Origin of the sequence: Cohnella yongneupensis (genome assembly GCF_042655785.1) — a bacterium.
Classification (GTDB): Bacteria; Bacillota; Bacilli; order Paenibacillales; family Paenibacillaceae; genus Cohnella; species Cohnella yongneupensis.
This window is the reverse complement of sequence record NZ_JBHSNC010000010.1, coordinates 186,352-210,587: the sequence shown is the minus strand read 5'-3', so window position 1 is coordinate 210,587 and position 24,236 is coordinate 186,352. Positions and strand designations below refer to the sequence as shown.

At 54.7% G+C, this 24,236-nt stretch carries 28 protein-coding genes; 22 read left to right on the top strand and 6 right to left on the bottom strand.

The annotated features are described in order from the left end of the window. Positions 1-42 precede the first annotated feature (42 nt). The 4 genes from ACFPQ4_RS03775 (at position 43) to ACFPQ4_RS03760 (ending at position 4,396) form a co-directional block, all read left to right on the top strand. Positions 43-1,002 (top strand): COX15/CtaA family protein, encoded by a 960-nt coding sequence (locus ACFPQ4_RS03775; protein ID WP_378110414.1) that lies wholly within the window; start codon positions 43-45, stop codon positions 1,000-1,002. Continuing rightward, a complete protein-coding gene (locus tag ACFPQ4_RS03770; RefSeq protein ID WP_378110413.1) occupies positions 999-2,780 on the top strand; it encodes a UbiD family decarboxylase in 1,782 nt (593 codons plus the stop codon). The genes ACFPQ4_RS03775 and ACFPQ4_RS03770 overlap by 4 nt, the downstream gene beginning before the upstream one ends. Positions 2,781-2,894: 114 nt before the next feature. Continuing rightward, a complete protein-coding gene (locus tag ACFPQ4_RS03765) occupies positions 2,895-3,602 on the top strand; it encodes a Cthe_2314 family HEPN domain-containing protein (protein WP_378110536.1) in 708 nt (235 codons plus the stop codon). Positions 3,603-3,625: 23 nt separating this feature from the next. Further along, entirely contained in the window at positions 3,626-4,396 is a 771-nt protein-coding gene (locus ACFPQ4_RS03760) for an SDR family oxidoreductase (RefSeq protein ID WP_378110534.1), read from the top strand. Positions 4,397-4,449: 53 nt separating this feature from the next. Here ACFPQ4_RS03760 and ACFPQ4_RS03755 read toward each other — a convergent pair whose 3' ends face one another. Further along, a complete protein-coding gene (locus tag ACFPQ4_RS03755; protein WP_378110412.1) occupies positions 4,450-4,695 on the bottom strand; it encodes a NifU family protein in 246 nt (81 codons plus the stop codon). A gap of 98 nt (positions 4,696-4,793) precedes the next feature. On the opposite strand from ACFPQ4_RS03755, the gene ACFPQ4_RS03750 reads away from it, so the two are divergent. After that, positions 4,794-5,060 (top strand): YuzB family protein, encoded by a 267-nt coding sequence (locus tag ACFPQ4_RS03750; RefSeq protein WP_378110411.1) that lies wholly within the window; start codon positions 4,794-4,796, stop codon positions 5,058-5,060. On the opposite strand, the gene ACFPQ4_RS03745 is transcribed toward ACFPQ4_RS03750, so the two are convergent. Together ACFPQ4_RS03745 and mqnE are read right to left on the bottom strand one after the other, a co-directional pair. Then, the gene (locus tag ACFPQ4_RS03745) at positions 5,057-6,115 is read right to left on the bottom strand and encodes an NAD(P)/FAD-dependent oxidoreductase (protein WP_378110410.1); all 1,059 of its coding nucleotides are present in this window, start codon (positions 6,113-6,115) and stop codon (positions 5,057-5,059) included. The genes ACFPQ4_RS03750 and ACFPQ4_RS03745 overlap by 4 nt on opposite strands. Before the next feature lie 85 nt (positions 6,116-6,200). Next, on the bottom strand, positions 6,201-7,271 hold the full coding sequence (gene mqnE, locus ACFPQ4_RS03740) for an aminofutalosine synthase MqnE (protein ID WP_378110532.1): 1,071 nt from the start codon (positions 7,269-7,271) through the stop codon (positions 6,201-6,203). Between the two features lie 284 nt (positions 7,272-7,555). Between mqnE and ACFPQ4_RS03735 the strand changes: the two genes are divergently transcribed. Both ACFPQ4_RS03735 and ACFPQ4_RS03730 read left to right on the top strand, forming a co-directional pair. Further along, on the top strand, positions 7,556-8,005 hold the full coding sequence (locus ACFPQ4_RS03735) for a hypothetical protein (protein ID WP_378110409.1): 450 nt from the start codon (positions 7,556-7,558) through the stop codon (positions 8,003-8,005). A 49-nt stretch (positions 8,006-8,054) separates the two neighbouring features. Continuing rightward, on the top strand, positions 8,055-8,414 hold the full coding sequence (locus tag ACFPQ4_RS03730) for a HesB/IscA family protein (protein ID WP_378110407.1): 360 nt from the start codon (positions 8,055-8,057) through the stop codon (positions 8,412-8,414). A gap of 385 nt (positions 8,415-8,799) precedes the next feature. Here the strand turns inward: ACFPQ4_RS03730 and ACFPQ4_RS03725 are convergent, their stop codons facing one another. After that, on the bottom strand, positions 8,800-9,369 hold the full coding sequence (locus ACFPQ4_RS03725; RefSeq protein ID WP_378110406.1) for a hypothetical protein: 570 nt from the start codon (positions 9,367-9,369) through the stop codon (positions 8,800-8,802). Positions 9,370-9,769: 400 nt separating this feature from the next. Here ACFPQ4_RS03725 and ACFPQ4_RS03720 point away from each other — a divergent pair, with 400 nt between their 5' ends. From ACFPQ4_RS03720 to ACFPQ4_RS03710, 3 genes are all read left to right on the top strand, one after another. Beyond that, a complete protein-coding gene (locus tag ACFPQ4_RS03720; protein WP_378110405.1) occupies positions 9,770-10,432 on the top strand; it encodes a YheC/YheD family protein in 663 nt (220 codons plus the stop codon). A gap of 275 nt (positions 10,433-10,707) precedes the next feature. Beyond that, a complete protein-coding gene (sda, locus tag ACFPQ4_RS03715) occupies positions 10,708-10,851 on the top strand; it encodes a sporulation histidine kinase inhibitor Sda (protein WP_378110404.1) in 144 nt (47 codons plus the stop codon). Continuing rightward, positions 10,845-11,054 (top strand): hypothetical protein, encoded by a 210-nt coding sequence (locus ACFPQ4_RS03710; RefSeq protein WP_378110403.1) that lies wholly within the window; start codon positions 10,845-10,847, stop codon positions 11,052-11,054. Before sda ends, ACFPQ4_RS03710 begins: the two co-directional genes overlap by 7 nt. 106 nt (positions 11,055-11,160) lie before the next feature. On the opposite strand, the gene ACFPQ4_RS03705 is transcribed toward ACFPQ4_RS03710, so the two are convergent. Further along, entirely contained in the window at positions 11,161-12,156 is a 996-nt protein-coding gene (locus ACFPQ4_RS03705) for an NAD(P)/FAD-dependent oxidoreductase (protein ID WP_378110402.1), read from the bottom strand. Positions 12,157-12,402: 246 nt separating this feature from the next. Between ACFPQ4_RS03705 and ACFPQ4_RS03700 the strand changes: the two genes are divergently transcribed. The 3 genes from ACFPQ4_RS03700 to ACFPQ4_RS03690 all read left to right on the top strand — a co-directional run bounded on the left by ACFPQ4_RS03700 (position 12,403) and on the right by ACFPQ4_RS03690 (position 15,452). Beyond that, positions 12,403-13,596, top strand: a complete 1,194-nt coding sequence (locus ACFPQ4_RS03700) for an NAD(P)/FAD-dependent oxidoreductase (protein ID WP_378110401.1) — start codon at positions 12,403-12,405, stop codon at positions 13,594-13,596. Next, entirely contained in the window at positions 13,596-13,877 is a 282-nt protein-coding gene (locus tag ACFPQ4_RS03695; protein ID WP_378110400.1) for a hypothetical protein, read from the top strand. Before ACFPQ4_RS03700 ends, ACFPQ4_RS03695 begins: the two co-directional genes overlap by 1 nt. 156 nt (positions 13,878-14,033) lie before the next feature. After that, positions 14,034-15,452 (top strand): aspartate ammonia-lyase, encoded by a 1,419-nt coding sequence (locus ACFPQ4_RS03690; protein ID WP_378110399.1) that lies wholly within the window; start codon positions 14,034-14,036, stop codon positions 15,450-15,452. A 59-nt stretch (positions 15,453-15,511) separates the two neighbouring features. Here ACFPQ4_RS03690 and hemQ read toward each other — a convergent pair whose 3' ends face one another. Continuing rightward, positions 15,512-16,255, bottom strand: coding sequence for a hydrogen peroxide-dependent heme synthase (hemQ, locus tag ACFPQ4_RS03685; RefSeq protein ID WP_378110398.1), 744 nt, complete (start codon positions 16,253-16,255; stop codon positions 15,512-15,514). A 146-nt stretch (positions 16,256-16,401) separates the two neighbouring features. On the opposite strand from hemQ, the gene ACFPQ4_RS03680 reads away from it, so the two are divergent. From ACFPQ4_RS03680 to ACFPQ4_RS03640, 9 genes are all read left to right on the top strand, one after another. Then, positions 16,402-16,701 (top strand): YuiB family protein, encoded by a 300-nt coding sequence (locus ACFPQ4_RS03680; protein ID WP_378110397.1) that lies wholly within the window; start codon positions 16,402-16,404, stop codon positions 16,699-16,701. 37 nt (positions 16,702-16,738) lie between these two features. Beyond that, positions 16,739-17,152, top strand: coding sequence for a GtrA family protein (locus ACFPQ4_RS03675; protein WP_378110396.1), 414 nt, complete (start codon positions 16,739-16,741; stop codon positions 17,150-17,152). 128 nt (positions 17,153-17,280) lie between these two features. Beyond that, on the top strand, positions 17,281-18,774 hold the full coding sequence (locus tag ACFPQ4_RS03670) for a DnaD domain protein (protein WP_378110395.1): 1,494 nt from the start codon (positions 17,281-17,283) through the stop codon (positions 18,772-18,774). A 21-nt stretch (positions 18,775-18,795) separates the two neighbouring features. Then, positions 18,796-19,743, top strand: a complete 948-nt coding sequence (locus tag ACFPQ4_RS03665; protein WP_378110394.1) for an ATP-binding protein — start codon at positions 18,796-18,798, stop codon at positions 19,741-19,743. 96 nt (positions 19,744-19,839) lie between these two features. After that, the gene (locus ACFPQ4_RS03660; RefSeq protein WP_378110393.1) at positions 19,840-20,616 is read left to right on the top strand and encodes a prepilin peptidase; all 777 of its coding nucleotides are present in this window, start codon (positions 19,840-19,842) and stop codon (positions 20,614-20,616) included. A gap of 200 nt (positions 20,617-20,816) precedes the next feature. After that, entirely contained in the window at positions 20,817-21,914 is a 1,098-nt protein-coding gene (locus tag ACFPQ4_RS03655; protein ID WP_378110392.1) for a sulfate ABC transporter substrate-binding protein, read from the top strand. A gap of 33 nt (positions 21,915-21,947) precedes the next feature. After that, positions 21,948-22,796 (top strand): sulfate ABC transporter permease subunit CysT, encoded by an 849-nt coding sequence (cysT, locus tag ACFPQ4_RS03650; protein WP_378110391.1) that lies wholly within the window; start codon positions 21,948-21,950, stop codon positions 22,794-22,796. A 4-nt stretch (positions 22,797-22,800) separates the two neighbouring features. After that, the gene (gene cysW / locus ACFPQ4_RS03645) at positions 22,801-23,673 is read left to right on the top strand and encodes a sulfate ABC transporter permease subunit CysW (RefSeq protein ID WP_378110390.1); all 873 of its coding nucleotides are present in this window, start codon (positions 22,801-22,803) and stop codon (positions 23,671-23,673) included. 26 nt (positions 23,674-23,699) lie between these two features. Then, entirely contained in the window at positions 23,700-23,909 is a 210-nt protein-coding gene (locus ACFPQ4_RS03640) for a YezD family protein (protein WP_378110388.1), read from the top strand. The last annotated feature ends 327 nt before the right edge of the window (positions 23,910-24,236 follow it).

Genomic DNA, 24,236 nt, shown 5'->3' with positions numbered 1-24,236 from the left:
TGGCCTCCTTGCGCCTACTTTCACAAGAAATCGGGGATGGGCATGACCCAACGTAGATATGAAATTTTATCGCTTTTGACGTGCGTCGGCATGTTTCTTGTGCTGATCGCCGGCGTTCTCGTAACGAACACGGGCTCCGAACGGGGCTGCGGCACGGATTGGCCGCTTTGCAACGGCAAATTCGTTCCCGCTTATACGGTAGAATCCATGGTGGAATATACGCACAGGGCGATTAGTGGTCTCGTCGGCTTGCTAGTCGGCGCGACGTTCCTTGCCACTCGCTTCTGGAAGCCGGCGCGCAGCCGGGAAGCGATGCTGTACGCGGATGGCGCTTTGCTCTTCACCGTCATGCAGGCGGTACTCGGCGCGATGGCCGTCGTATGGGAACAATCCTCCATCGTTCTAGCGCTTCACTTCGGTATTTCCTTATTGGCTTTTACGTGCACGTGGTTGCACTATTTGTACGTATCGCGCGTAAGCAAGGCTGCCGATCGGACGAGCACCGCGACCCAAGCTTCGCCGGTTCCGGCTAAGCTGTTCCGCGCCGTTATCGCCGCTATCGTCTATTGCTACGTCGTCATTTATTTAGGCGCCTACATACGCCATACGAGTTCCGGCGGCGCTTGCGAAGGCTGGCCGCTGTGCAACGGCGACGTCGTTCCCGAGCTGTCGGGCTCGACCGCCGTCGCGTTCGCGCACCGGGTAGCGGCATTACTCATGCTAATAGTCGTGTTCCTGCTCGCGAGCTTTATCCGCCGTACCGTCGGCAAAAGGTCCGAGCTAGGATCGATCGCCGCCAAGACGGCGTTCCTCGTCCTACTTCAAGTACTAAGCGGGGGCTTGCTGTCGGTGACGCTGGACAATGAAGACGTGTATATTTTTACGGGATTGATCCATACGATCATCATCGCTTCGCTCTTCAGCATGCTGTGCCTATTGGCGATTCGCGCTCGTCAGCTTAGCCGTCCCGATACGGATGTTCGAACGGAGGCAGTACAATGATCTATTCCTCGCTACGACCTTTCCTTGAAGCGCTGCGCTCCAATGGAGAATTAATCGTCATCGACGCGCCCGTAGATCCGGTGCTTGAGCTTGCGGAAATCCATCGCCGAGTCATCGAGCTCGGCGGTCCCGCGCTACTGTTCACGAACGTGAAGGGAAGCACGTTCCCCGTCGTCACGAACTTATTCGGCACCGAGCGCAGAGTCGACATGGCGTTCGGTCCGAGACCGGAGCAGCTCGTCAAACAATTGATCGGTTCGGTAGATACGCTGTTGCCGCCGTCGTTCTCGTCGCTTTGGAGCCAGCGCGGCATGTTCTTCGATCTGATGAAGGTCGGAACGAAGAAGGTAGGCCGAGAGCAGGCGCCGGTGCTTCAAGTTTCCCGCACGGAACGTCCGCTTGCCGGACTTCCGGTTATTACGAGCTGGCAGGAAGACGGCGGGCCGTTCGTTACGCTTCCGCTAGTTTACACGGAGCACCCGGACCATCCTAAGCGCCATAACCTAGGCATGTATCGCATGCAAATCTTCGATGACCGGACGACCGGCATGCATTGGCAAATCCATAAGGGCGGCGGATTCCACTACCACGCGGCGGAACAGCGCGGAGAAGCGTTGCCCGTCACCGTGTTTCTCGGAGGACCGCCGGCGTTGATCGTATCGGCGATCGCTCCGATGCCCGAGAATATGCCCGAGCTCATGCTGGCATCGCTAGTTATGGGCGGCAAGCTTCCGGTCGCGGACAATCCGCATGGCGGTCACCGCATTCCGGCCGAAGCCGAATTCGCCATCGTCGGACGAGTCAAACCGCATGAACGTCGCCCGGAAGGGCCGTTTGGCGATCATTTCGGCTATTACTCGCTCCAGCACGATTTCCCGGTATTCAACGTCGACCATGTGTGGCATCGTAAAGACGCGATTTACCCTGCGACGATCGTGGGCAAGCCGAAGCAGGAAGATTATTTCCTCGGCGAATACTTGCAACGGTTGCTATCTCCGGCGTTTCCGATGGTCATGCCCGGCGTGCGAAGCTTATGGGCTTACGCGGAGACGGGCGTTCACGCGCTCGCGGCAGCGGTCGTGCGCGAAAGCTATTCGCGGGAGGCTCTCGGCACGGCGTTCCGCATTTTAGGGGAAGGCCAGCTGTCGCTGACCAAGTTCCTCATCTTAACCGATCGCCCGCTCGATTTGGCGAACTTCCCGCTGCTTCTGGAGACCGTATTGGAGAGGTTCGATCCGTTCAAGGATTTGTTCGTCTTCGACCAAACTTCCCACGATACGCTCGATTACACGGGCTCGCGTCTTAATCACGGAAGCAAGGCGGTACTGCTCGGCGTAGGCGATCCGATCAGACAACTGCCGGGCGAATACGAAGGCGGTCCGATTCCCGGCATTCACAAGGTGAAGCCGTACTGTAGAGGCTGTCTCGTCGTGGAAGGCAAACCTTATGCCGAAGATCCGGAGCTTGGCGCAAGGCTGGCCGAGCGATTATCCGCGGAAGATTGCCCGTGGCCGCTCGTCGTCATCGCCGACGACGCGGATATCGCGGACGGTCAAACTCCGTTCTTATGGGCGACGTTCACCCGGTTCAACCCAGCGGCGGACATCTACGCGGCAAGCGAAGCAGGACGCCACCATATCGGTTACCGTCTGCCGATCGTAATCGACGCGCGCATGAAGCCGGGCTACCCGGACGAGCTGTTCCCGCGCGAGGACATCGTAGAGCTCGTGGATCGGCGATGGAAGGAATATATGCAAACCTCCGGTTGGAGAGGTTAATAAGGAAGAGGCGGAAGCGGCGCAACCGAATCGGTTGAGCGTTCCGCCTCTTATGCGTTACAATGGGTAAGAATGCCGCGGATGCGGACCAAGGGAGGCATCGCCTTGCTAAGGATGTTGTTCGGAGAGCAACCGAGAGAATGGACCGGAACGTCGCTGGACACCGTTCGGGCGATCGAGAAGTTTATTAGGCTTGCTTTCGCGGCATCGGATCGCAGCCGCGACGCGAAGCTCAAGTACGTCTACCAGAGCTACGGGGTCTGGGCGGAAGGCTTGCTCCGATCCATGGACGAGCTGGAGCAAAGCCGGTATGCGGCGAAGCAATACGCCAGCCTAGTCCGGCATGCGCGCGTAGACGAGTTTACTCCCGAGGAGAAGCTGAACTATTATCGCCATGTGTACTACGATAAGAATGCGTACATCCGAGTATTCGCGTTGCTCGACAAGCTCGGAACGTTATTGAACGAGCTGCTGGAGCTGAAGACGGAACGGATGAAGGCGCATTTCTCGTTTTTCACCGTCCTTCGCAACATGCGGCTTAACCGGCTGCACGCCGAGCTGATGACTCCGCTTAACGAGCTGAAAGAGCAGCACAAAGAGTCGTTCAACAGGCTCAGGAGCCGCAGAAACACGGAAATCCATCACATGAACGCCGAGCTGCAGGACGATCTGAGAACGATGCTCCCGCATCAAGGCGAGTGGAGACAGTTAGAGGATCTTAAGGCGAATATGGCGGATCTCGATCGTGCATGGGACACGATCGAAGCCACGCTAGGACATAGCTTCCGATACGCATGCAAGCAAATCGGACAGACACATTAAGGCAAGGGGAGAGCCGCGTGAAGCTGATCGGCAGAACGGCGCTCATCACGGGCAGCGCCAAAGGATTGGGCCGGAGGACGGCTATCGAGCTCGCTACTCTCGGATGCGACATTGCCATCAATTACGTGACAAGCCAGACGGAAGCGGAGCAATTGGCCGAAGAAATCGTATCGCTAGGACGCAGAGCGATCGCGGTAAAGGCGGACATCTCGCAACCGGAGACGTCGGACAAGCTCGTATCCGAGGTCGAGAGGGAGCTTGGAGGCGTCGATATCCTTATCAACAACGCGGGCCCTTTCATTAGGGAACGCCGTTTGTTCGCCGACTACCGACCGGAGGATATCCATTATTTGATGAACGGCAATCTGGTCGGCACGATGCTGTTGGATCATCGTGTCCTTCCCGGCATGCGGACCCGCGGATGGGGGAGAATTATTCACTTCGGCTTCGGGCATGCGGGGGAAGCACGGTCGTGGCCGCATAGGGCCGTCTATGCGGCAGCCAAGGTAGGGCTCGTCTCATTTACGAAGACACTCGCGGTGGAAGAGGCGGCCAGCGGCATTACCGTCAATATGATATGCCCGGGAGACATCCGCGGCGGCAACAAGGAGAAGAGCATCGCCGACGTGGCGGGCATCATAGACCAAGAGTCTCCGCGAGGCCGTCCCGGCACCGGCGAAGACGTGGCGCGCATGATCGCATTCCTCTGTCTCCCGGAATCGGATTTCATTACCGGCAATACGATCGACATATCCGGAGGCTTGGACCCGATTCGCACGACGCTCACGAAATGACAAAAGGTCCCGCCGCAGGGCGAGACCTTCTTCATTCCTTGAGATAAGGAAAATTAGAACACTTGAACGACTTCTTGAATGCCTTCGACTTCTTCCAGCAACGCGCGCTCGATACCGGCTTTAAGCGTAATCGTCGAGCTCGGGCAACTACCGCAAGCGCCCATCAAGCGGAGCTTCACGATACCGTCTTCCACTTCGACGAGTTCGACGTCGCCGCCGTCGCGTTGCAGGAACGGACGCAACTTATCGAGCACATCTAGTACTTCATCATACTGCGTGCTTGGCGCATTTGTACTCATGATCATCCACTCCTTTCTCATTCTATTATAGTACATGATCGCTTTTTTTCAAACAGACGACTGCTGGGTAACCAGACGCAGGGAAAGGATAAGTTCGCATGCACATCGTAGAGTTCTGCGTTAGCAATATGCACCATGGCACCGATCTGGTGCTAAAGAAGCTGGAACAGCTTCCTCATATCGAGGTTATCGAGTACGGTTGCCTAGGCAATTGCGGTGAATGTTTCCTGTCGCCTTACGCGCTGGTCAACGGAGAATCCGTCGTCGCGGAGACGGCGGAACAGCTGTACGAGCTCGTGCTGGCGGCGATCGAAGACCAGGAATCGCGCCAATCCGCGCTCGACAAGCTGCTCGACGATCTTTAACCGAAATGCCGTTTGCTTCTCCAGAGAACGCCGCTCTTGATCATGCGCGGTATGCGGCCTAACATTGGCACGCTACCCATAATTCCGAATCCGGATTTTTTGCCGAGCGAACCGAGAACTCCCTTGAGCTTGATGCGGGACAGTCTCGGTTCTTTGTCGTTCCAGCGGGCGCTAATGACTTCGGCGACTTGTTTGCCTTGCGCTCCGGCGAGCTGCGCGCTCGGCGAGAAGGGTTGGCTGGAGCAATCGCCGATAACGTATACGTTAGGCGCGTCCGGAAGCTCATGGTACTCGTTGACGACGAGGCGGCCTTGTTGATCCTTCGGTTGGTTCATGCGCTGTACGATCTCCACTGGCTGAATGCCCGCGGTCCATACGGTTACGTCCGTTACGATTTCCTCGGTACCGTTATAGATGACGCCGCGCTCCAGTTGCGTAATGCAGATGTGCGACCGCATCTCAACATAGTGCTCCCGGAACCAAGAGGCCACGTATTGCTGCAGCTTGCCCGGGAACGCGGACAAGACGCTGCCGCCCCGGTCCAAAATCCGAATGTTAATGTCCGGACGCGCCTCGCGCAGCTCCGAAGCTACCTCGACGCCGCTAAGTCCGCCGCCGACGATCGTCACTTGGCCATAAGGCTTCGTATCGTTGATTTGCTGGTACGTGCGGCGCGTAGCCGATAGCGTCTGAATGCTGCAAGCATGGTCCGAAACCCCTACGATGCCGTGATAATTGTCCGTGCAGCCAAGCGCGATGACCAGGGAATCGAAGGGAAGCGGATCGCGCGATTCAATGTGCACGAGCTTCTTGTCCAAATCGATGTCGGTAATTTCGCCGTATACGAGCTCGCATTGCGGGTGGATAGGGAATGCGACGCGGATGTCCATATCGGACACCGTGCCTGCCGCTAGAGCGTAGTATTCCGTCTTCAGGCCTTGATAAGGCATGCGGTCGACGAGGTAAATTCGGGATTTGTCCGGAATATGGTCCAGCAGCTCCTGCGCAACGGTTAAACCGCCGTATCCGCCACCCAAAATAACGATATTGCTCATCTTACAGATCTCCTTTGTGTACGCCTCGTGTAATCGTTAGTATGACACGGAAAAGCCCCAGTCTTCCCGACGGGGCTCTCTGTTGTTACTCGTATATTTTGATTTCGTTGTAGAACGTGTCGCGTTCGACCGGAATGCGGCCGGCGCCTTTGATAAGCCAGATCAAATCTTCCCTCGTAATGCCTGCCGGAGTCAAAGCGCCAGCCGAGTGGCTGATCCGTTCACGGACGATCGTGCCGTGCGCGTCGGATGCACCCATCGTCAGAGCCAACTGCGTCAGCTGCGTGCCGATATTGATGAAGTAAGCTTTGATATGCTGGATATTGTCCAACATCAGACGGCTGATCGCGATCGCCTTTAAGTCGTCGTAAGCGGAGTTGCGACGGCGAATGCCGGCTTTCGGGCTGATCGGCTGCATCGACAGCGGAATGAATACTTGGAAGCCGTTCGTCTGATCTTGCAGCTCCCGAATGTGAAGCATATGCTGTACGCGTTCCTCGACCGATTCGATCGATCCGTACAGCATCGTCGTGTGCGTGCGAAGGCCAAGCTCGTGAGCGGTGCGATGAACGTCCAAATATTGCGCGATATTCGCTTTGTCTACCCGCATTTTTTTACGGTATTGATCGGATAAAATTTCCGCGCCGCCGCCGGTTAACGTTTCCAAGCCGGCTTCGATCAGCGTTTCCAATACTTCCTTGTAAGTCTTGCCGGAGATGCGGGAGAAGAAGTCGATCTCCGCCGCCGTATAAGCTTTCATCGTTACGTCGGGGTATTTCTGCTTCAAGGCGCGAATCGATTCGACGTAGTACTCGAACGGAACGTGGACGTTATGCCCGCCGACGATATGGAACTCGCGGACGCCCGGGTGGATGTGTTGGTCGACGTATTCGATCATCTGCTCCGGCGTAAGTGTGTAGGCGCCTTCGTCGCCTTCGTCCTTGCGGAAATTGCAGAACGCGCAGTGAGCTTCGCATACGTTCGTGAAATACAAGCTCATGTTTTCAATGAAATACACTTTCTTGCCGTTCTTGCGCAAGTTAACTTCGTTGGCTAATTGGCCGATCGTAAGCAAGTCGTCCGAACGGTAGAGGAATACGCCATCCTCCATCGATAAACGTTCGCCGTTACGTACTTTGTCAGCGATTTCCGCCATTTGGCGGTCGGGATGCGTCGTGACGAGCGTCAAGGCATTCGCCTCCTATAAGCTGTAGACTCTAGGTAGAATAAATTGTGAAAAAAATAACTTTCTAAAAGAAGTATGAAAACAACGAGTAAACAACTGTAACAATTATAAACCTATGTCCAACCTCCGGCAACTGGAAAAATGAAATGTATAAACCCGTTCAAAATCGGGAATCAACTTGAATAATAAACATTTTTTGGTTATGTTATAGGGGAAATAAGGTAAAGAAAATCTAAAGTGGGAGGTGTATGCAATTGAAACCAGAAATTTTACCGCTGAGCGAATTGGAGCAACTGGACGAAGCGGAGAAAATCCAGACGCTTCAACAATACCGGGCCGCCTATACGATCAAGGACCTGAGCGCCGCTTGGCAGTTGTCGAACCCGATTCAATACTACATGTGGCTCAAAAAACAGCACATTTACGAGCAAATCGTAAGACGCGCGGACAAGTTCGAGCCTTCCAAGGAATGGCGTCGCCTGCAAGACAACGACGTTCGCGAAGCCGATCGTGCCAAAGTGCGCGGCTTGTCGGCCGACCAATTCCGTTATACGCTGGACACCGATTCGTCCGGCCCGGAGCTGGCTCAAGTATTCCGCAGGCTTGCCGATTTTCTTCAGAACGAGAAAGGTCAATTCAGAGTTCGTATCGAGCTCAAAGGATTGGGGCAGCAAGCGGCGACAGATACCTCACTTGAGGCTTGAGGTTCTCTAAGGTATACTTAAGAGAGATCAGGCAGGGGAGGAATCAGATATGGTCAATATTAGCGAATCCGCAGGCGCGAAAATTCAGGAGATGCTCGCAGCCGAAGAAATTCCGAATTTGTTTCTGCGCATTGGCGTGAACGAAGGCGGATGCAGCGGATTTTCATATGGCATGGGTTTCGATGATGACTTGCACTCGGATGACAAGGAACTGGACATTCGCGGATTAAAGGTGGTCGTTGACGGACAAAGCCTCAAATATTTGAACGGCGTCGAGATCGACTGGAAAGAGTCCGCGATGGGCGGCGGGTTCACGATTCACAATCCGAACGCGACCGCAACTTGCGGTTGCGGCTCTAGCTTCAGAACGGCGACGGAAGCGGGCAACCCGGCAGCGGAGCCTTGCTAAACTAAAGTTCAAATTTAAGCGCCTCTCTTTCGGGAGGCGTTTTTGCATGCCCTTTGCGTCGCGGATCAAACAAGCCAATAGAAAGCCAATAGAGGGTTACTAGTTGCAATTCATGCAATTACTTTTCGGATTTCGTCGGGTGGGCAGGGGGCTAGGTGGATTTCGTACACTTAGAATTTGGGAAAATGGCCAATACAACGGGAATGCGGCGATTTAGTTGTACGTGATGCAATTAGCATGCTTCAGCGAAAAGATCCTGCAGTAAATAGTTGTATGAAATACACTTACATAGAGTTTTATTGGAAAATGATCGGAAATAGTAAAAAGGCCCTTGGTCGCCATAATTGGAACGACCAAGGGCTTACCTATATTTGTACTTTATCGTTTATTTGGCGCCAAACGTAATCGTGATGGAGGTTTTACCGGCGTTCGCGGTGTCTGGCACCACGACGATGAACATATTGTACGTGTCGTTTTCTCCAACCAGGGTTACGCCGTCCGGAGTAGAAGTATCGGCTAGTTCGTAGCCGTCTTTTTTGAGTGCGTCCCGGTAGAAATCGGCGCCTTTCTGAACGTCTAGTCCGGTGGAGAGGGATACCATGTAGCCTTTCATCTGGTCGGAAGACATATTGACGGTCGTTACGATTTCGGCGTCTTCGGGCAATGGAATCTCCTTCGGAAAATCTTTCGGCAGCTCCTTCGATCCCGACTCCACTTTTACCGTTCCTCCGTTACCGTCGGAGGCTTCGTACTGGACGGTCCCGTCGTCTTCGTTGCTCGTGATCGTCGTTTTTCCTTCGTCCGTCTTCACCGTAACTTTGTCCCCGTCCTTAGACACTTCTGCGCGGCCCTCGTCGGTTTTAACGGTCACGGTATCGTTGGAGCCGGATCCGCAGCCGGATATCCACACCACCATTGCGACCAAAACCGTGAACAGCCGAATATTTTTCCCCATGAAACAGCCCCCTTCTTTTCACACTATGCCAATATAATTCCATATGCGGCTCACGCCAAAAAGATGCTACTTCCATTTAGGCTGGGCAAGCTGGCGGCCAAGCTATCCCATCCCCCCTCAATGACCACGTTTTGAGTTTGTTTTTTGCGCCTTCGACAATAAAAAGAGGGTATGTATCTCCTGAAGAGCGAAGCGCCTGCCTCTTACGATCGTGAAATAACCGTGCAACGGGTCAACCATTCAAAATTTCACGATTGTAACAGCAGCGTAAGGAGATACATACCCGCCAAAACTACAGTCGAATGTCTAAATACAGGCGAAACAACCGCGTCATCCATCCAAGAACCTGTCCGTTAGCCCGAGTAAAGTATAGGTATACTCAGGAAAGGAGCCACGATGGATGAATCGGCAGCTTGCCAGCAAGTGGCTGAAAACGAACGTAATGTCCGCGAATCCTTATATCGCGCGGCACATTCCGTCATCTAGGTTATTCAATGCCGCCAACTTACGCGGGATGCTCTCCAGCTACGGAATGGTAGTCATTAAACCGATTCGCGGCGGCGGCGGACTGGGTGTCATGAAAATATCGAAGCATGGAGGGGGACGGTACTCCTGCACGTACATGTCGCGGACGGTAACGAGATCGAGCTTCGGGGGGATTATGTCCGAGATTAATAGACGACGGGGAAGACGTTCTTATTTGATCCAGCGAGGCATTCGTCTGGCGACGATCGCCGGAAGACCGATCGATTACCGGGTTAAGTACGTCAAAGAGAACGGAACGTGGACCTATCGGTCGATGGTGGGCAGGTTAGCACGAAGAGGATTATTCGTTACGAACTTATGCCGCGGCGGCGTCCAGATGACCGCGGCGCAAGGAATTCGACTATCTTTGTCATCAAGGCTTGTCGGCCGCAAGAAGAGCGAGATGCGACATTTGACGAAAGCGTCAACAGAGCTGCTGGAGCGCAGGTTCCCGGGCATCGGGCAACTCGGCTACGACTACGGAATCGACCGGAACGGACATATTTGGATTTTGGAGGTCAATACTCGACCGCAGTAATCCGCGCAATTTGACATTATTTTCTATAGAAAGCTTTAATCGCGCGCCGATAGATTATGAAACTATTTTATATCCCGAATCGATCCGCAGGCTGTGAATAACTTCATCCACAATTTCCACATGATCAGACGTGGCTTGACAGAAGATTTCAACATTTTTCACACATGTTATTCACAGTCTTCTGTGGATAGATGGTAATCTTGTCCACCTTGTTCTACGCATGCTATGATGCCTTCACGATCTTCCATTTAAAGGTGGAGAGGATGTGGGGCTTTATGTTGCCGACGTTACCGGATGAGATGTTGCTCGACGCATACCGCAGCGCTTTGCGGTTGCAGTTGGACAGGGAATTCGTGTATATGCTTCGCGCGGAAATTCGCAGGCGGAAGCTGACCCTTCGCGGGGAACGGGTATGCTAGATGTCCCAGGCATTAATTTCGGCAGTAAAAGGAAGCTGGCACTGCGCGCATCGGACGGCATGTCTGCAGACGAGATCGGATTCGACGCCGAACTCGGCTTCGGATCGCAGATGGGGTTCGTAGGGAGCATAAGGTCCGCTCCAGTCGCTCCAACGACCTTCGTCTTCGGCGGCGGCACCGCATTGCGGACAAGAAACGGCTAGGAGGCTTAACGCGTTGCATACGGGACATATCATAAAGGCACCCTCCTCGTGATTTCCGGAACGAAGCTTCCGGTCATCATAAGGTAGGGTGCCCTTTTGTTAGAATTTATAGCTTCATGTTGCTGCTATGGCCTGGGGATAGCTTGGCGTTAGGGTCTATGTATACCTTGGCGTTGTTGATCGCCGTAGGCGCTTCGCCAAAACCGACCGCAATTAGCTTCAGCTTGCCCGGATAAGTCGTAATATCTCCTGCGGCGAATACGCCCGGGATGCTCGACTCCATGCGGGAATCGACGACGATCGAGCCGCTCTCGATATCGATGCCCCACTCGGCGATTGGTCCGAGCGAGCTGACGAAGCCGAAATTGATGATGACCGCGTCGACCGCATACTCGGTAACCTCGCCGGATTTGACGTCGGTCAGCGTCACGCTTTCGATCAAATCTTCGCCGTGCAAAGCGGTGATCTCCGTCGGCGTGATGACCTTGACTTTCGATTGCATGAGCAGCTCGACGCTATGCTCGTGCGCTCTGAACTTATCGCGGCGATGGACGAGCAGCACTTGCTCCGCGATCGGCTCCAGCATAAGCGCCCAGTCGACCGCGGAGTCGCCGCCGCCGCTGATGAGCACTTTCTGCCCGCGGTATTGCTCCAAATCGCTTACGAAATAGCGCAGATTCTTCTTCTCGAATCGCGCAGCTTCGGGTAATTCGAGCTTGCGCGGCTCGAAGGCTCCGACGCCGGCCGTTATGATGACGGCGCGCGAATGCACGACGCCTTTGTCGGTAACGATCTCGAATAGGCGTTCTTCGAGCTTCGTTACCTTCACGACTTTCTCTTCGAGACGTATGTTCGCCTCGAAATGGTTCATCTGGGAACTTAGATTATTTACAAGCTCTTGCGCGGTTACTTTAGGAAATCCAGCGACATCATAAATATATTTCTCAGGGTATAACGCTGCGAGTTGGCCGCCGAGTTGGGGCATGCTCTCGATTAACGTTACGGACATCTGGCGCATGCCGCCGTAAAAAGCCGCGAACATGCCTGCAGGACCGCCGCCGATAATCGCTACGTCTACGGCGGATTCAATGCTCTGGGTCAAGTCAAGGACACCTCCGTCAATTGCCTGGAAACAGGCTGCTGTATCTAATTTACAATTATAAGCTTGCGACTGAGACATGAAAAGGATTTTGTAGGGTAGCACAAATTTATTCGTGAAAATGAACCTTGAAAATTGTTGAAAAAGCCGATATGATACGCATGTATAGTTCCGGCGACGCAAATTAACGGCGGACATTGTGTAATTTTTCACAAATAAACACATCATAGGATTGGATGGGATTACCACATGAGCAGCATTCCGAAAATTGTTATCCTTGGCGCGGGATACGGCGGCGTTCTGACGTCTCTTCGGCTGCAAAAGGAATTGAACTATAATGAAGCGGATGTAACGTTGGTCAACAAGCATGACTACCACTACATCACGACTCACCTGCACATGCCCGCAGCAGGTACCGATCACCCGGAGAACGCACGCGTTAACATCTCCAAGCTGATCGACGAATTCAAAATCGACTTCGTTAAATCGACCGTCGTGCAAATTCGCCCGCAAGACCGCAAAGTCATCCTCGAAGACGGCACACTGTCTTACGACTACCTGATCGTCGGCCTCGGCGGAGAGTCCGAGACGTTCGGCATCCCTGGACTCGCCGAGCATGCGATGAGCATTCGTTCCATTAACTCCGTTCGCCTAATCCGCGAGCATATCGAATATCAATTCGCGCGCTTCAAGCGCGAGCCGCACCGTACGGACTACTTGACGTTCGTAGTCGGCGGCGCCGGCTTCACGGGCATCGAGTTCATCGGCGAGTTGGCCGACCGTATTCCGGAACTGTGCAAGCAATTCGACGTTGATCCGCAGCTCGTTAAGATCATCAACATCGAAGCGGCTCCGACCGCGTTGCCGGGCTTCGATCCGGAACTGGTCGAATACGCGATGAACGTGCTTCAGAAGAAAGGCGTTACGTTCCGCATCGGCACGGCGATCAAAGAGTGCAGCCCGGACGGCGTTATCGTCGGCGAAGGCGAAGAGATCAAATCGCAGACGGTTATCTGGACCGGCGGCGTACGCGGCAACCGCTTGATCGAAGAAGCCGGTTTCGAGACGATGAGAGGTCGCGTGAAAGTAGACGAGTTCCTTCGCGCTCCTGGTCACGATAACATCTTCATCCTCGGCGACAACTCCTTGTTGTTCAACGAACAAGGCCGTCCATATCCGCCGACCGCGCAAATGGCCATGCAACAAGGCGTTAACTGCGCGCACAACCTGGTTGCTTCGATCCGTAACCAGCCGCTTAAGAAGTTCGCGTTCTCGAACAAAGGTACGGTTGCGTCGCTTGGTAAAGGCGAAGCGATCGGGATCGCGTTCGGTCGTAAATACAAAGGTCGCGTAGCCGCATGGTTGAAGAAGGCTATCGACATCCGTTACCTGTTCATCATCGGCGGTATTCCGCTAGTGCTGCGCAAAGGTAAATTCCTGTAATGAGACATTGCAGCGTGCAAGTGCGGGGCCTGTTAACGCGTGGCGAACTGGACCGTTACAACGCGCTGATGGAGGTAGGCTCCTATCTGGAGTCGCAATCCCGTTATGATCTCGTGTCGACCGTACAAGCCGAGGTTGACCTGCTCATTCAGCCCGCCATCGAGCGACTGAAGGAGAAAGGCCGCGAGCGCGACCGGAAGACGCAGGAATACTTGGAAGAGAAGCGCCGCGCGGAATGGGAAGCCCAGATGCGCGCGCTTAGCGAAGCAGACGAAGATTAAATCGGCTAAGCCGGCAACAAGTCCATTGGACTGGTTGCCGGCTTTTTTGCGTACATTCGCTACCTTACGTTTGGGTAACACCCTATATAGTTTGGCACACTATAAATAATTGTAACGATATACTACAGCGAGTTGCTTGCTTAAGGGGTGTCGGAATTGGGCGAACGAATCGAGAAAGATTCGCTCGGCAGCTTGAGCGTGCCGAAGGAAGCGTACTACGGGATTCAGACGATGCGGGCGGTCGATAATTTTCCGATTACCGGCGTACCCGTTCACGCGTCGCTGATAGGAGCTTTAGCTCATGTAAAGCTGGCTGCGGCGAGGACGAACGCGGAGCTGAAGCGACTGCCGAACAACATTGCCGACGCGATTGCCAAAGCTGCGACCGAGGTAACCAGCGGGCAATGGGCGGATCAATTTATCGTGGATTCGATCCAAGGCGGGGCGGGCACGTCGATCAACATGAACATGAACGAGGTGCTGGCCAATCGGGCGCTCGAGATATTGGGTTACGCCAAAGGCGATTATTTTCACTGCAGCCCGAATAACCACGTGAACATGTCGCAGTCGACGAACGACGCCATTCCTACGGCGCTGCGGATCGCGGCTTACCGTTCTTCCAATAAGCTGCTTGCTACGCTTCGCCAGACACAGCAATCGTTCATCCGCAAAGCAACCGAGTTCGACGACGTGCTCAAAATGGGACGGACGCACTTGCAGGACGCCGTGCCGATTCGGATGGGGCAAGAATTCGGCGCGTACGGCCGCGTGCTGGAGCGGGATATCGGTCGGATCGAACGGGCGATGGAGGGGTTGCTCGCCGTGAATATGGGGGCGACGGCGGTAGGTACGGGGCTTAATGCGACGCCGGACTATATCCGTCTAGTCGTCGCCAAACTTTCGGAAGATTTGCACCTTCCTATCCGCACGGCGGACGATCTCGTGGACGCTACGCAAAATACGGACGCGTATACGGAGCTATCCGCCGCGCTTAAAGTGCTCGCGGTCAACTTGTCTAAAATATGCAACGACATCCGAATGATGGCATCCGGACCGCGCGTCGGGCTAAGCGAGCTTGTTTTGCCGCCGAGGCAGCCGGGTTCTTCCATCATGCCGGGGAAAGTGAACCCGGTCATGGCCGAAGTCGTGAATCAGGTCGCTTTCCAAGTGATGGGCAACGACCACACGATCTGTCTCGCTTGCGAGGCCGGACAATTCGAGCTGAATGTCATGGGGCCGGTCATCGCTTTCAATCTGTTGCAATCGCTAGATATACTCGCGCATGCGCTCGATGTATTAGATCGCTTCGCGTTGCAAGGCATGACGGCGAACAGGGAGCGTTGCCAGGAGTACGTCGAAAATAGCTTCGGAATCGTGACGGCGCTCAATCCGCATCTCGGATACGACGTTGCCGCGCAGCTCGTGAAGGAAGCGCTGGCGACGGGGGCGTCGGTAAAGGCGCTTATCCTGGAAAAGGGACTGCTCACCGCCGAGGAAATGGACGAAATCCTCGATCCCGTCCAGATGACGACTCCCGGCATCGCGGGAGAGCATCTGCTTAAAGATCAAGGTTAACCATAACGACGATAAAAAAGACCGGGGAGGCGATCCCCGGTCCGTGCCCTGCGGCGTGATTACTTTAGTAACTTGGTAAGCGCATCGCCCGTCAGCAGGTTGCCGACATAGAAAGCGCCGAACTCGCCGAAGCGGGCGCTGACTTCGTCAAAGCGCATTTCGTAGACGAGCTTCTTGAATTGAAGCGCATCGTCCGCGAACAGCGTAACGCCCCATTCCCAGTCGTCGAAACCGACGGAGCCGGAAATGACTTGCTTGACTTTGCCCGCGTAACCGCGACCGATCATGCCGTGGCTGCGCATCATCGTTTTGCGGTCTTCCATCGAAAGCATGTACCAGTTGTCTTGAAGCTCGCGCTTCTTGTTCATCGGGTAGAAGCAAATATGATTGCTCTTAGGCAAAATCGGCTTCAGCCTCGCAACGATTTCCGGCACTTGCATCGGATCGACGCCCGGCGCGGCCATGTAGTTGCTCAGTTCCACTACGCTTACGTACGAATAAGCTTTTTTCATGAACCGTCCGATCGCGGAACGGTTGAACGCGTTCTCGATATCGTTAAGCTCCTGCAGCGTCTCCCGCAGGTGCATGAAGATCAGATCGGCTTTCTGTCCGACGACCGTGTATAGCGCCAGGCTGCCTTCCTTGCGATCCTCGACCGCTTGCCAGTCGGCTACGAGCCCAAGCAGGTCGTTCAGCGCGGCATCCTTCTCCGCGGCGCTTGCCGCGTTCCAAGCTTCCCAATCTATGCTGCGCAAATCGTGCAGCGCGTACCAACCTTCTAAGGTTTGAGCGGCTTCGCTCATACGTCATCTCTCCTTGTCCAACTTGCTGTTCCCATTGTAGCGTAATTGAAGAGGGGGGAGCAACGTTGACGCGCGGGAAATCGATCTTGTACACTGTAAGTGTAACTTACAACGGTTTGGCACTGCATAATTTGGAGGGACGCATAATGCTTGGGGGAATCATGTTCGCGATCGTCGGATCGCTACTCTGCCTAGTGCTGTTTTTCGGCATCGGCTTCATATTGAACATGTTGATCAAGACGACGTGGCTGCCGCTGTGGCTGTTCTTGATCATCGTCGTGCCTATCGGGATCTATTCGTTGTGGCAGCCCGATCTCACCGTATCGGAGAACGTGCGGTCGATGCTAGTATCGGATATTATTCTCGTCGTTGCGGGCGCGTTCGGCGCTTACATAAGTGGATGGGCGATTCGCGCATTAAGACGCGGCGGCTACAAAATGTTCTAACCTGCGGCCCCGATGCTGCGAAGGGGGCTATTAGTAGATGTTCAAGCGGTCGGAAATGATCAGAATGGCGAAATACGCGCTCGTAGGCATTATGAATACGGGCGTGGACTTCGTCGTTTTTTGCGTTTTGGTGTACGCGGCGGGTTTCGGTTCCGCTTGGGCGCAAACGGTGTCCTACGGCGTCGCGATCGGGAACAGCTATCTATTAAATCGCAGATGGACGTTCCAAGTGAACAAAAAGCGTCAGGCCGGCGACATCGTTCGCTTCGTTGCCGTGAACTTGCTATCCTTCGCGGCCTCGACCGCGACGTTGCTTGCCTTGGAGAACATGGGAATGACGGCCGCGGCGGCCAAAGCGTGTTCCGTCGTCGTATCGTTGATCGTGAACTATTTGGGCTACAAACTTTGGGTGTTCCGCATAGAGCCCGAAAGCGGTCAATCAAGTTCATAATAGAGATCGGTTTCCTTGAATCCATGCGCAAAGAGCCTAGATTGGCTCTATTTTTCTATCTATGGCCGATAGCCGAGTGTGCTACAATAGAGAAATCATTCTCTAGCGAAAAGGTTGTCGATTCCGCGATGCGCGTATCGAATCTTATGGAATTTACCGAGAATCACCGTTATTACGCGAATCGGGATTTCGCGCTTAGCGCTCTCGACCGCAAGGTTCTGTTCTCTCTCTATCAGCCGATGGTTGGCGCCATGTCGATGGGCCTCTATCAATTGTTATATCATCAGATCGCGGACGACCAGACCGGATATACGCCGATCGCATCGCAACGCGGACTGTTTCTAGGACTCGGCGTCGAGCCCGGCGCAACCGGACGCAAAAACGTGATCGAGGCGGCTTCGAAGCTCGAAGCGGTCGGTCTGATGCAAGTTTTCCGTCATCATAATCCGTTAACCGAGGAAACCTTATACGAATACGCGTTAATCCGACCGCTTCAGCCGGCGGAGTTTTTCTCCAATTTGCATTTGACGTTGCTGTTGCGGGACAAGCTAGGCAAGCCAGGGTTGCTTGAACTGCGGGAACAATTCGTTCCTGTGCCTCCGCAGGAGCTCACGCGTTTCATGAACCGCGAGGAAGCGACGGTTCCGTTCTACGAGCTGTTCCAGATCGGAGCGGGATCCGTCGATCCGGAGCTCGAATCCGGTTGGACGGAGAGCGCGTCCGCCGCCGAGCGGGCGCCTTCGTTCCGCGGACAAGAGAAAATCCGCCATAGCGACATGATGATGCGATTCCCGAAAGGCTCGGCGAACCGCGTTCACGTGGAGCGGTTGAACCGATCGCCGGAGCTGCTCGAGCAACTCAACTATCTCGCGTACAAGTACGATCTTGAAGTGCCGGAAATTTGCCGTCTGCTCGACGAAGATGGGACTTTCCACGCGGACGGGACGCTTGTCTGGGACGAGCTGCAAAACCGCGCCAATCTGATGTACCGTCAGAGCCGCAAGCGGGACGAAGAGCGAGAGCGCTTTTTGTCGCGCGGCGAAGGCCGGACGACCGAAGAAGCATCGATCGCCGCGGCCGCGACTTCTACGATTCAATTGGACGTGCCGGAGCGGTTTTTGGCCGAGGTTACGCCAAGCCAGTACAACGAGATGCTACGCAGAGAGCCGTACACGCGCATGCTGGAGCGGTATTTTCCGGGCGCGGTTCCGGATGCCTTCATCCGTATGTTCGAGAAGATCGATATGAACTACAAGCTGCCCGAGCCGGTCATCAACGTGCTCATCCATTACGTGCTCGGAATGAGCAGCAATCAACGCCTTACGAAATCGTTCATCGATTCGATCGCCTCCAATATGCTCGCCAAGGGCATCGATACGCTCGACAAAGCAGTCATGTACGTAAGGGAGCAGGAGAAGCTGAACGCGGCGCTTGAGCGTAAACGCAACGGAGATGCGCCGTCCGCGCGCGGAAGCGGCGGAGGAACCCGGCAAGGACGCGGCGCGGCGAGCCGCAAGCCGTCGATGCCGGTCGTCAAGGACGAAGGACCAGTGCGGGAAGTGTCGCCGGAAGAGCGGGAGAAGATGCGCGAGCTCGCCCGCAGAATGAAGGAAGAACGCTAAAGGGAACAGGGGGACGGGAAGATGGAATCTTTGGGAGAAGCGCTTCGCCGATTGCCACAGTTCGGAGGAGCGGAGCGTTCCGATCAGTTGGCCGAGCAAGTATTGAACGACCCGCTCGTGCTGAAGCTTCGTTCCCGTTATCCCGACGTGGACGATAAGACGTTGCGACTTAATATGAACCGGCTCTATCAGATGTCGGTCGAAGTCCGCAATTGCAAGCAATGCCCGGGGTTGGCGAAATGTCCGAACGATATGCAAGGTCATTACACAGGCATTACGTGCTCGCCGCTGAACGGACGTTGGCAAGTGGTAGACGAGAAAATTGCTTGCTCCAAATGGACGGTAAACGAGCAACAACAGCAAATTCGCAAGCGGATTACGAATTTCTTCGTAGACGAAACCATTCTCGGAGCGGAATACGACCCGTCGGAAATGCTCGATCTCGATCCGAGCCGGGAGCCGGCCGTCATGGATCTGCTCGGTTACATCGAGAAGACGCGAAGCGAAGGACTGCAGAAGAAAGGCTTGTATTTGCAGGGGGACTTCGGCACGGGAAAAACGTATTTGGCGGGGTTCATGCTTCAGAAGCTGGCGAAGGAAGGCTTCTCCGGCGTAATCGTCTATATGCCGGATTTCGTGGAAGACGTCAAGGCGCTCATGCTGGAGCCGCAGCAGATGAAAGAGACGATCACGCTGATGAAAGAAGCGGATTTGCTCGTCTTCGACGATATCGGGGCGGAAAACTTAAGCCCTTGGGTGCGCGACCACGTATTGGGCGCCATTCTTAACCATCGCATGAACCGCAAACCGACGTTCTATACGTCGAACCACGATCTGGAGGCGCTGGAGAAGCACTTCAGCTTCACGCACAAGGAAGGCGAAGAGATGCATAAGGGACAGCGTCTCATGGATCGCGTCCGTCCGTTCGTCGAAGTCGTGCACGTGCGAGGCCGAAATCATCGGGGATAGCGCCATCAGGAGCATTACACTAAACCGGCCGATTCTTTATGGAACCCATAAAGAATTTTGCCGGTTTTTAATTTTTCATTAAGAGCGGGAGGCCATATGAATCTATTAACGACGATGCTTCTGTTCTTGTCCGGTCTCCTTATCGGCAGCTTTCTGAACGTGGTCGCTATTCGCGTGCTTGCGGGGCAATCGATAGCCTATCCTCCTTCGCGCTGCGCAAAATGCGAGCATACGCTAGGCTCGCTCGATCTTGTGCCGGTATTCAGCTATTTGTTCCTGCGCGGGCTTTGTCGCTACTGCAAAGATCCGATCTCCGCGCGTTATCCGATAGGCGAGCTCGCCACGGGAATATTGTTCGCGATTACATACCTCATTCTCGGGCTTCAACGGGAATTGGCCGTCGCTTTATTCGTTACCTGCATTCTTATCGTCATTACGCAGACCGACTTGCAAAGCTTGCGCATTCCGAACGCCGTCGTCGCGGTCGGCATCGCGGGCGCCGCCTTGCTCAGGCTTTGGAGCCATCCGCTGCCGCTGTGGAATTACTTCGCCGCCATGTTCGTCGGCAGCGGGATTCTGTTCCTAATCGGCGTAATTACGGGGCATCTGTTGAAGAAAGAGACGATGGGTGGGGGCGACGTCAAGCTCTATGCGTTCATTGGCATTGCGCTAGGCATTAAGCTTACGCTGCTAAGCTTGTTCGCGGCCAGCGTATGCGGGCTCGTATTCAGCTGGGCTCGCACGCTCGCGGGACAACGGGAGAGAGACGCGGTTATTCCGTTCGGTCCGTTCATCGCGCTCGGAGCGCTGATCGTCTATTATTACGGCGATCAGGTTATCGCGTGGTACGTCGATCGATTTCTTTACGCGTAACTAGTCGCCCAGAAATTATCAATTATTTTTATAGCACTTATTGACAGGGGGCTAGGCGCCCTGTTATTATTTCCCCAATACCTAGTAAACGGGTAGGAATTATAAACCTTGTAGGAATTATCGGGAATCATGTCCTAAAGCGACCGGTCAGGCCAACCGGAGTGAAGAGGCAACATTACAACACATTGGGGTGTATGAAAATGACAACATTTAAAAAATTCCAATCGGTCCTTATCGCGATACTGATTGTAACGGCATTGTCGGCTTGCGGTTCAAATAACGATAACAACAACGGTTCCTCGGCTACTCCGTCGAACGCAGCATCGCCAAGCGGATCGGCTGCCGAACCGAGCAAGATTCCGGATCCGATCGAACTGCTCAACGTTTCTTATGACCCGACTCGCGAACTTTACGAGGCGTTCAACAAAAGCTTCGCCGAATATTGGAAGCAGACGACGGGCGGAGAAATCACGATCAAGCAATCCCACGGCGGTTCCGGCGCGCAAGCCCGCTCGGTCATCGACGGTCTGGAAGCGGACGTCGTGACGCTCGCCCTCGGTTACGATATCGACGCGGTCGCGGACAAAGGCTTGCTGAAGCCCGACTGGCAAAAGTCTTACGAGAATAACAGCACGCCGTACACGTCGACGATCGTCTTCCTCGTACGCAAAGGAAATCCGAAAGGAATTAAAGACTGGAACGATCTGATCAAGGACGGAGTCGGAGTCATTACACCGAATCCGAAGACGTCGGGCGGCGCACGCTGGAACTACTTGGCCGCTTGGGGCTATGCGCAGAAGACGCTAGGTTACGACGAGACGCAGACGCTCAATTTCCTCCACAAGCTGTACAAAAACGTACCGGTTCTGGATACGGGGGCACGCGGTTCGACGACGACTTTCGTAGAGAAGGGCATCGGCGACGTACTGCTCGCATGGGAGAACGAAGCGTATCTGGCATTGAAAGAGTACGGCGACAAGTTCGAAATCGTAACGCCTTCGCTCAGCATTTTGGCGGAGCCGCCGGTAGCGATTGTCGATAAGAACGTGGATAAGAAAGGCACCCGCGAAGCGGCGGACGCTTATCTGAAATACTTGTACTCCGAGCAAGGCCAAGAAATCGCGGCGCAAAACTTCTACCGTCCGCGCCTGCAATCGGTAGCAGACAAATACAAGGATCAATTCCCGGCATTGAACCTGCTGCAAATCGACCAGGATTTCGGCGGCTGGAAAGAAGCGCAAGCTAAGCATTTCGCCGATGGCGGCACGTTCGACAAAATTTATACGCCGGGATCCTAAGAGAGGGCCGGCCAGAGGGGTTAAGGCAGGACAATGATGCGACAACGCAAAGCGGACCGGGTGCTCCCGGGATTTAATCTCTCGCTCGGATTCACGGTGCTCTACCTAAGCTTGATTGTGCTGATCCCGCTCGCGGCCTTGGTCATCAAATCGCTCGATCTCTCCCCTTCGGAGTGGTGGGATACGGTTACGAACCCGCGGGTAGTCGCCTCCTATAAGCTGAGTTTGCTGACTTCCTTCTACGCGGCGCTGGCGAATCTCGTATTCGGGTTGCTGCTTGCCTGGGTGCTCGTGCGGTATCGTTTTCCGGGCAAAAGAATTATCGACGGACTTATCGATCTCCCCTTCGCGTTGCCGACGGCGGTGGCGGGTATCGCCCTTACGACGATCTACGCGCCGAAGGGGTGGATCGGGTCACTCCTGGAACCGCTCGGCATTAAGGTCGCTTACACGCCGCTTGGCATTACGCTGGCGCTTATCTTCATCGGACTTCCGTTCGTCGTAAGAACGGTGCAACCGGTACTTCAGGATATGGAGTCCGATATGGAGGAGGCGGCCGTATTGCTCGGTGCTTACCGGCTGCGCACGTTCCGCAAAGTGATTTTGCCGGAGCTGCTGCCGCCGCTGCTGACTGGCTTCGCGCTCGCCTTCGCCCGCGGCATCGGCGAATACGGCTCGGTCGTCTTCATCTCCGGCAACATGCCGATGAAAACCGAGATCGCGCCGCTCCTGATCATCACGAAGCTTGAGCAGTACCAGTACAGCCAAGCGGCCGCCGTCGCGGTCGGCTTGCTCCTCATCTCCTTCGTGCTCTTGCTAGGCATCAACTTGCTGCAACGATGGTCTAACCGCCGTCTGCGCGTCGTTTCGAAGGAGGCGTAAGACTATGGCTGGAATCGTTACGAACCCGCGCTCCGGTAAAAGCACGAAAACTCGCCCTCATATGACGGAGTCGCCGATTGTACGTTGGGTGCTCATCTCGATCGCTTTGCTTTTCGTAGCTCTAATCGTCGTGCTACCGATGATCACGGTCATTACCGAGTCTTTGCGTAAAGGCTGGGAATCGTACGTAAGCGCGCTGAAGGATCCGGATGCGATGTCGGCGCTGAAGCTAACGCTCGTTACGGCGGCGATTGCCGTTCCGCTTAATGCGATATTCGGCGTAGCGGCGGCATGGGCGATCACGAAGTTCAAGTTTCGCAGCAAAAACCTGCTCGTCACGCTGATCGATCTGCCTTTCGCGGTATCGCCGGTCGTCAGCGGTCTCATCTTCGTTCTATTGTTCGGAGCGCAGGGGTTCATGGGCCCATGGTTACAAGCACACGACATTCACATTATTTTCGCTACGCCGGGCATTGTTCTTGCGACGATGTTCGTAACCTTCCCGTTCGTGGCTAGGGAGCTCATTCCGATCATGGAAGCGCAGGGCACGCAGGACGAAGAGGCTGCGGTTACGCTTGGCGCCCGAGGCTGGCGAGTGTTCTTCAAGGTAACGCTGCCGAATATCAAGTGGGGGTTGTTGTACGGCTTGATTCTGTGCAACGCCAGGGCGATGGGAGAATTCGGCGCCGTGTCCGTCGTATCGGGACATATCCGCGGAGAGACGAACACGCTGCCGTTGCACATCGAAATTTTATACAACGAGTATCAATTCAGCGCCTCATTCGCCGTCGCGTCGCTGTTAATGATCCTAGCGATCATCACGCTAGTCATTAAGTCGATCGTGGAAAGCCGCATGAGCCGCGAGCATGAAAGATAAACAAGAGGAATGTGGAGGGGATTCGGATGGCGAAACCGGTAGAAGTAGACGATCGTTGGCTCTCGCGCATCGCTGAGCAAGTGAACGGGTTGGAATACGGCGAGGTGAACATCGTCGTACACGACGGCAGAATCGTGCAGATCGAACGCAAGGAGCGTCGCCGCTACGACGACGGTACGTCGTCCGTGCAACGCACCCTGCACACGGAAGAGAAAAAACCGCGCAAGCAAGGTTAATTATCGCGATTAAACAGGGCAGTCCGGGCAACCGGGCTGTTTTTTTGCGCTTTGCGCGCGGACGAATTAACTTGGATGACTACAGAAATGCGTTTTAGTAACCTCGGTTCCCGAGAAGAAAGTCGTAAAACGCCGAGGGCGCCCGCTGTAACCTCGCTAAACGAGGCTACAGCGACGAAACTCCGAGCGCACCCACTGCAACCTTGCCAAACGAGGCTACAGCGACGAAACTCCGAGCGCACCCACTGCAACCTCGCCAAACGAGGCTACAGCGACGAAACTCCGAGCGCACCCGCTGTAACCTCGCCAAACGAGGCTACAGCGACG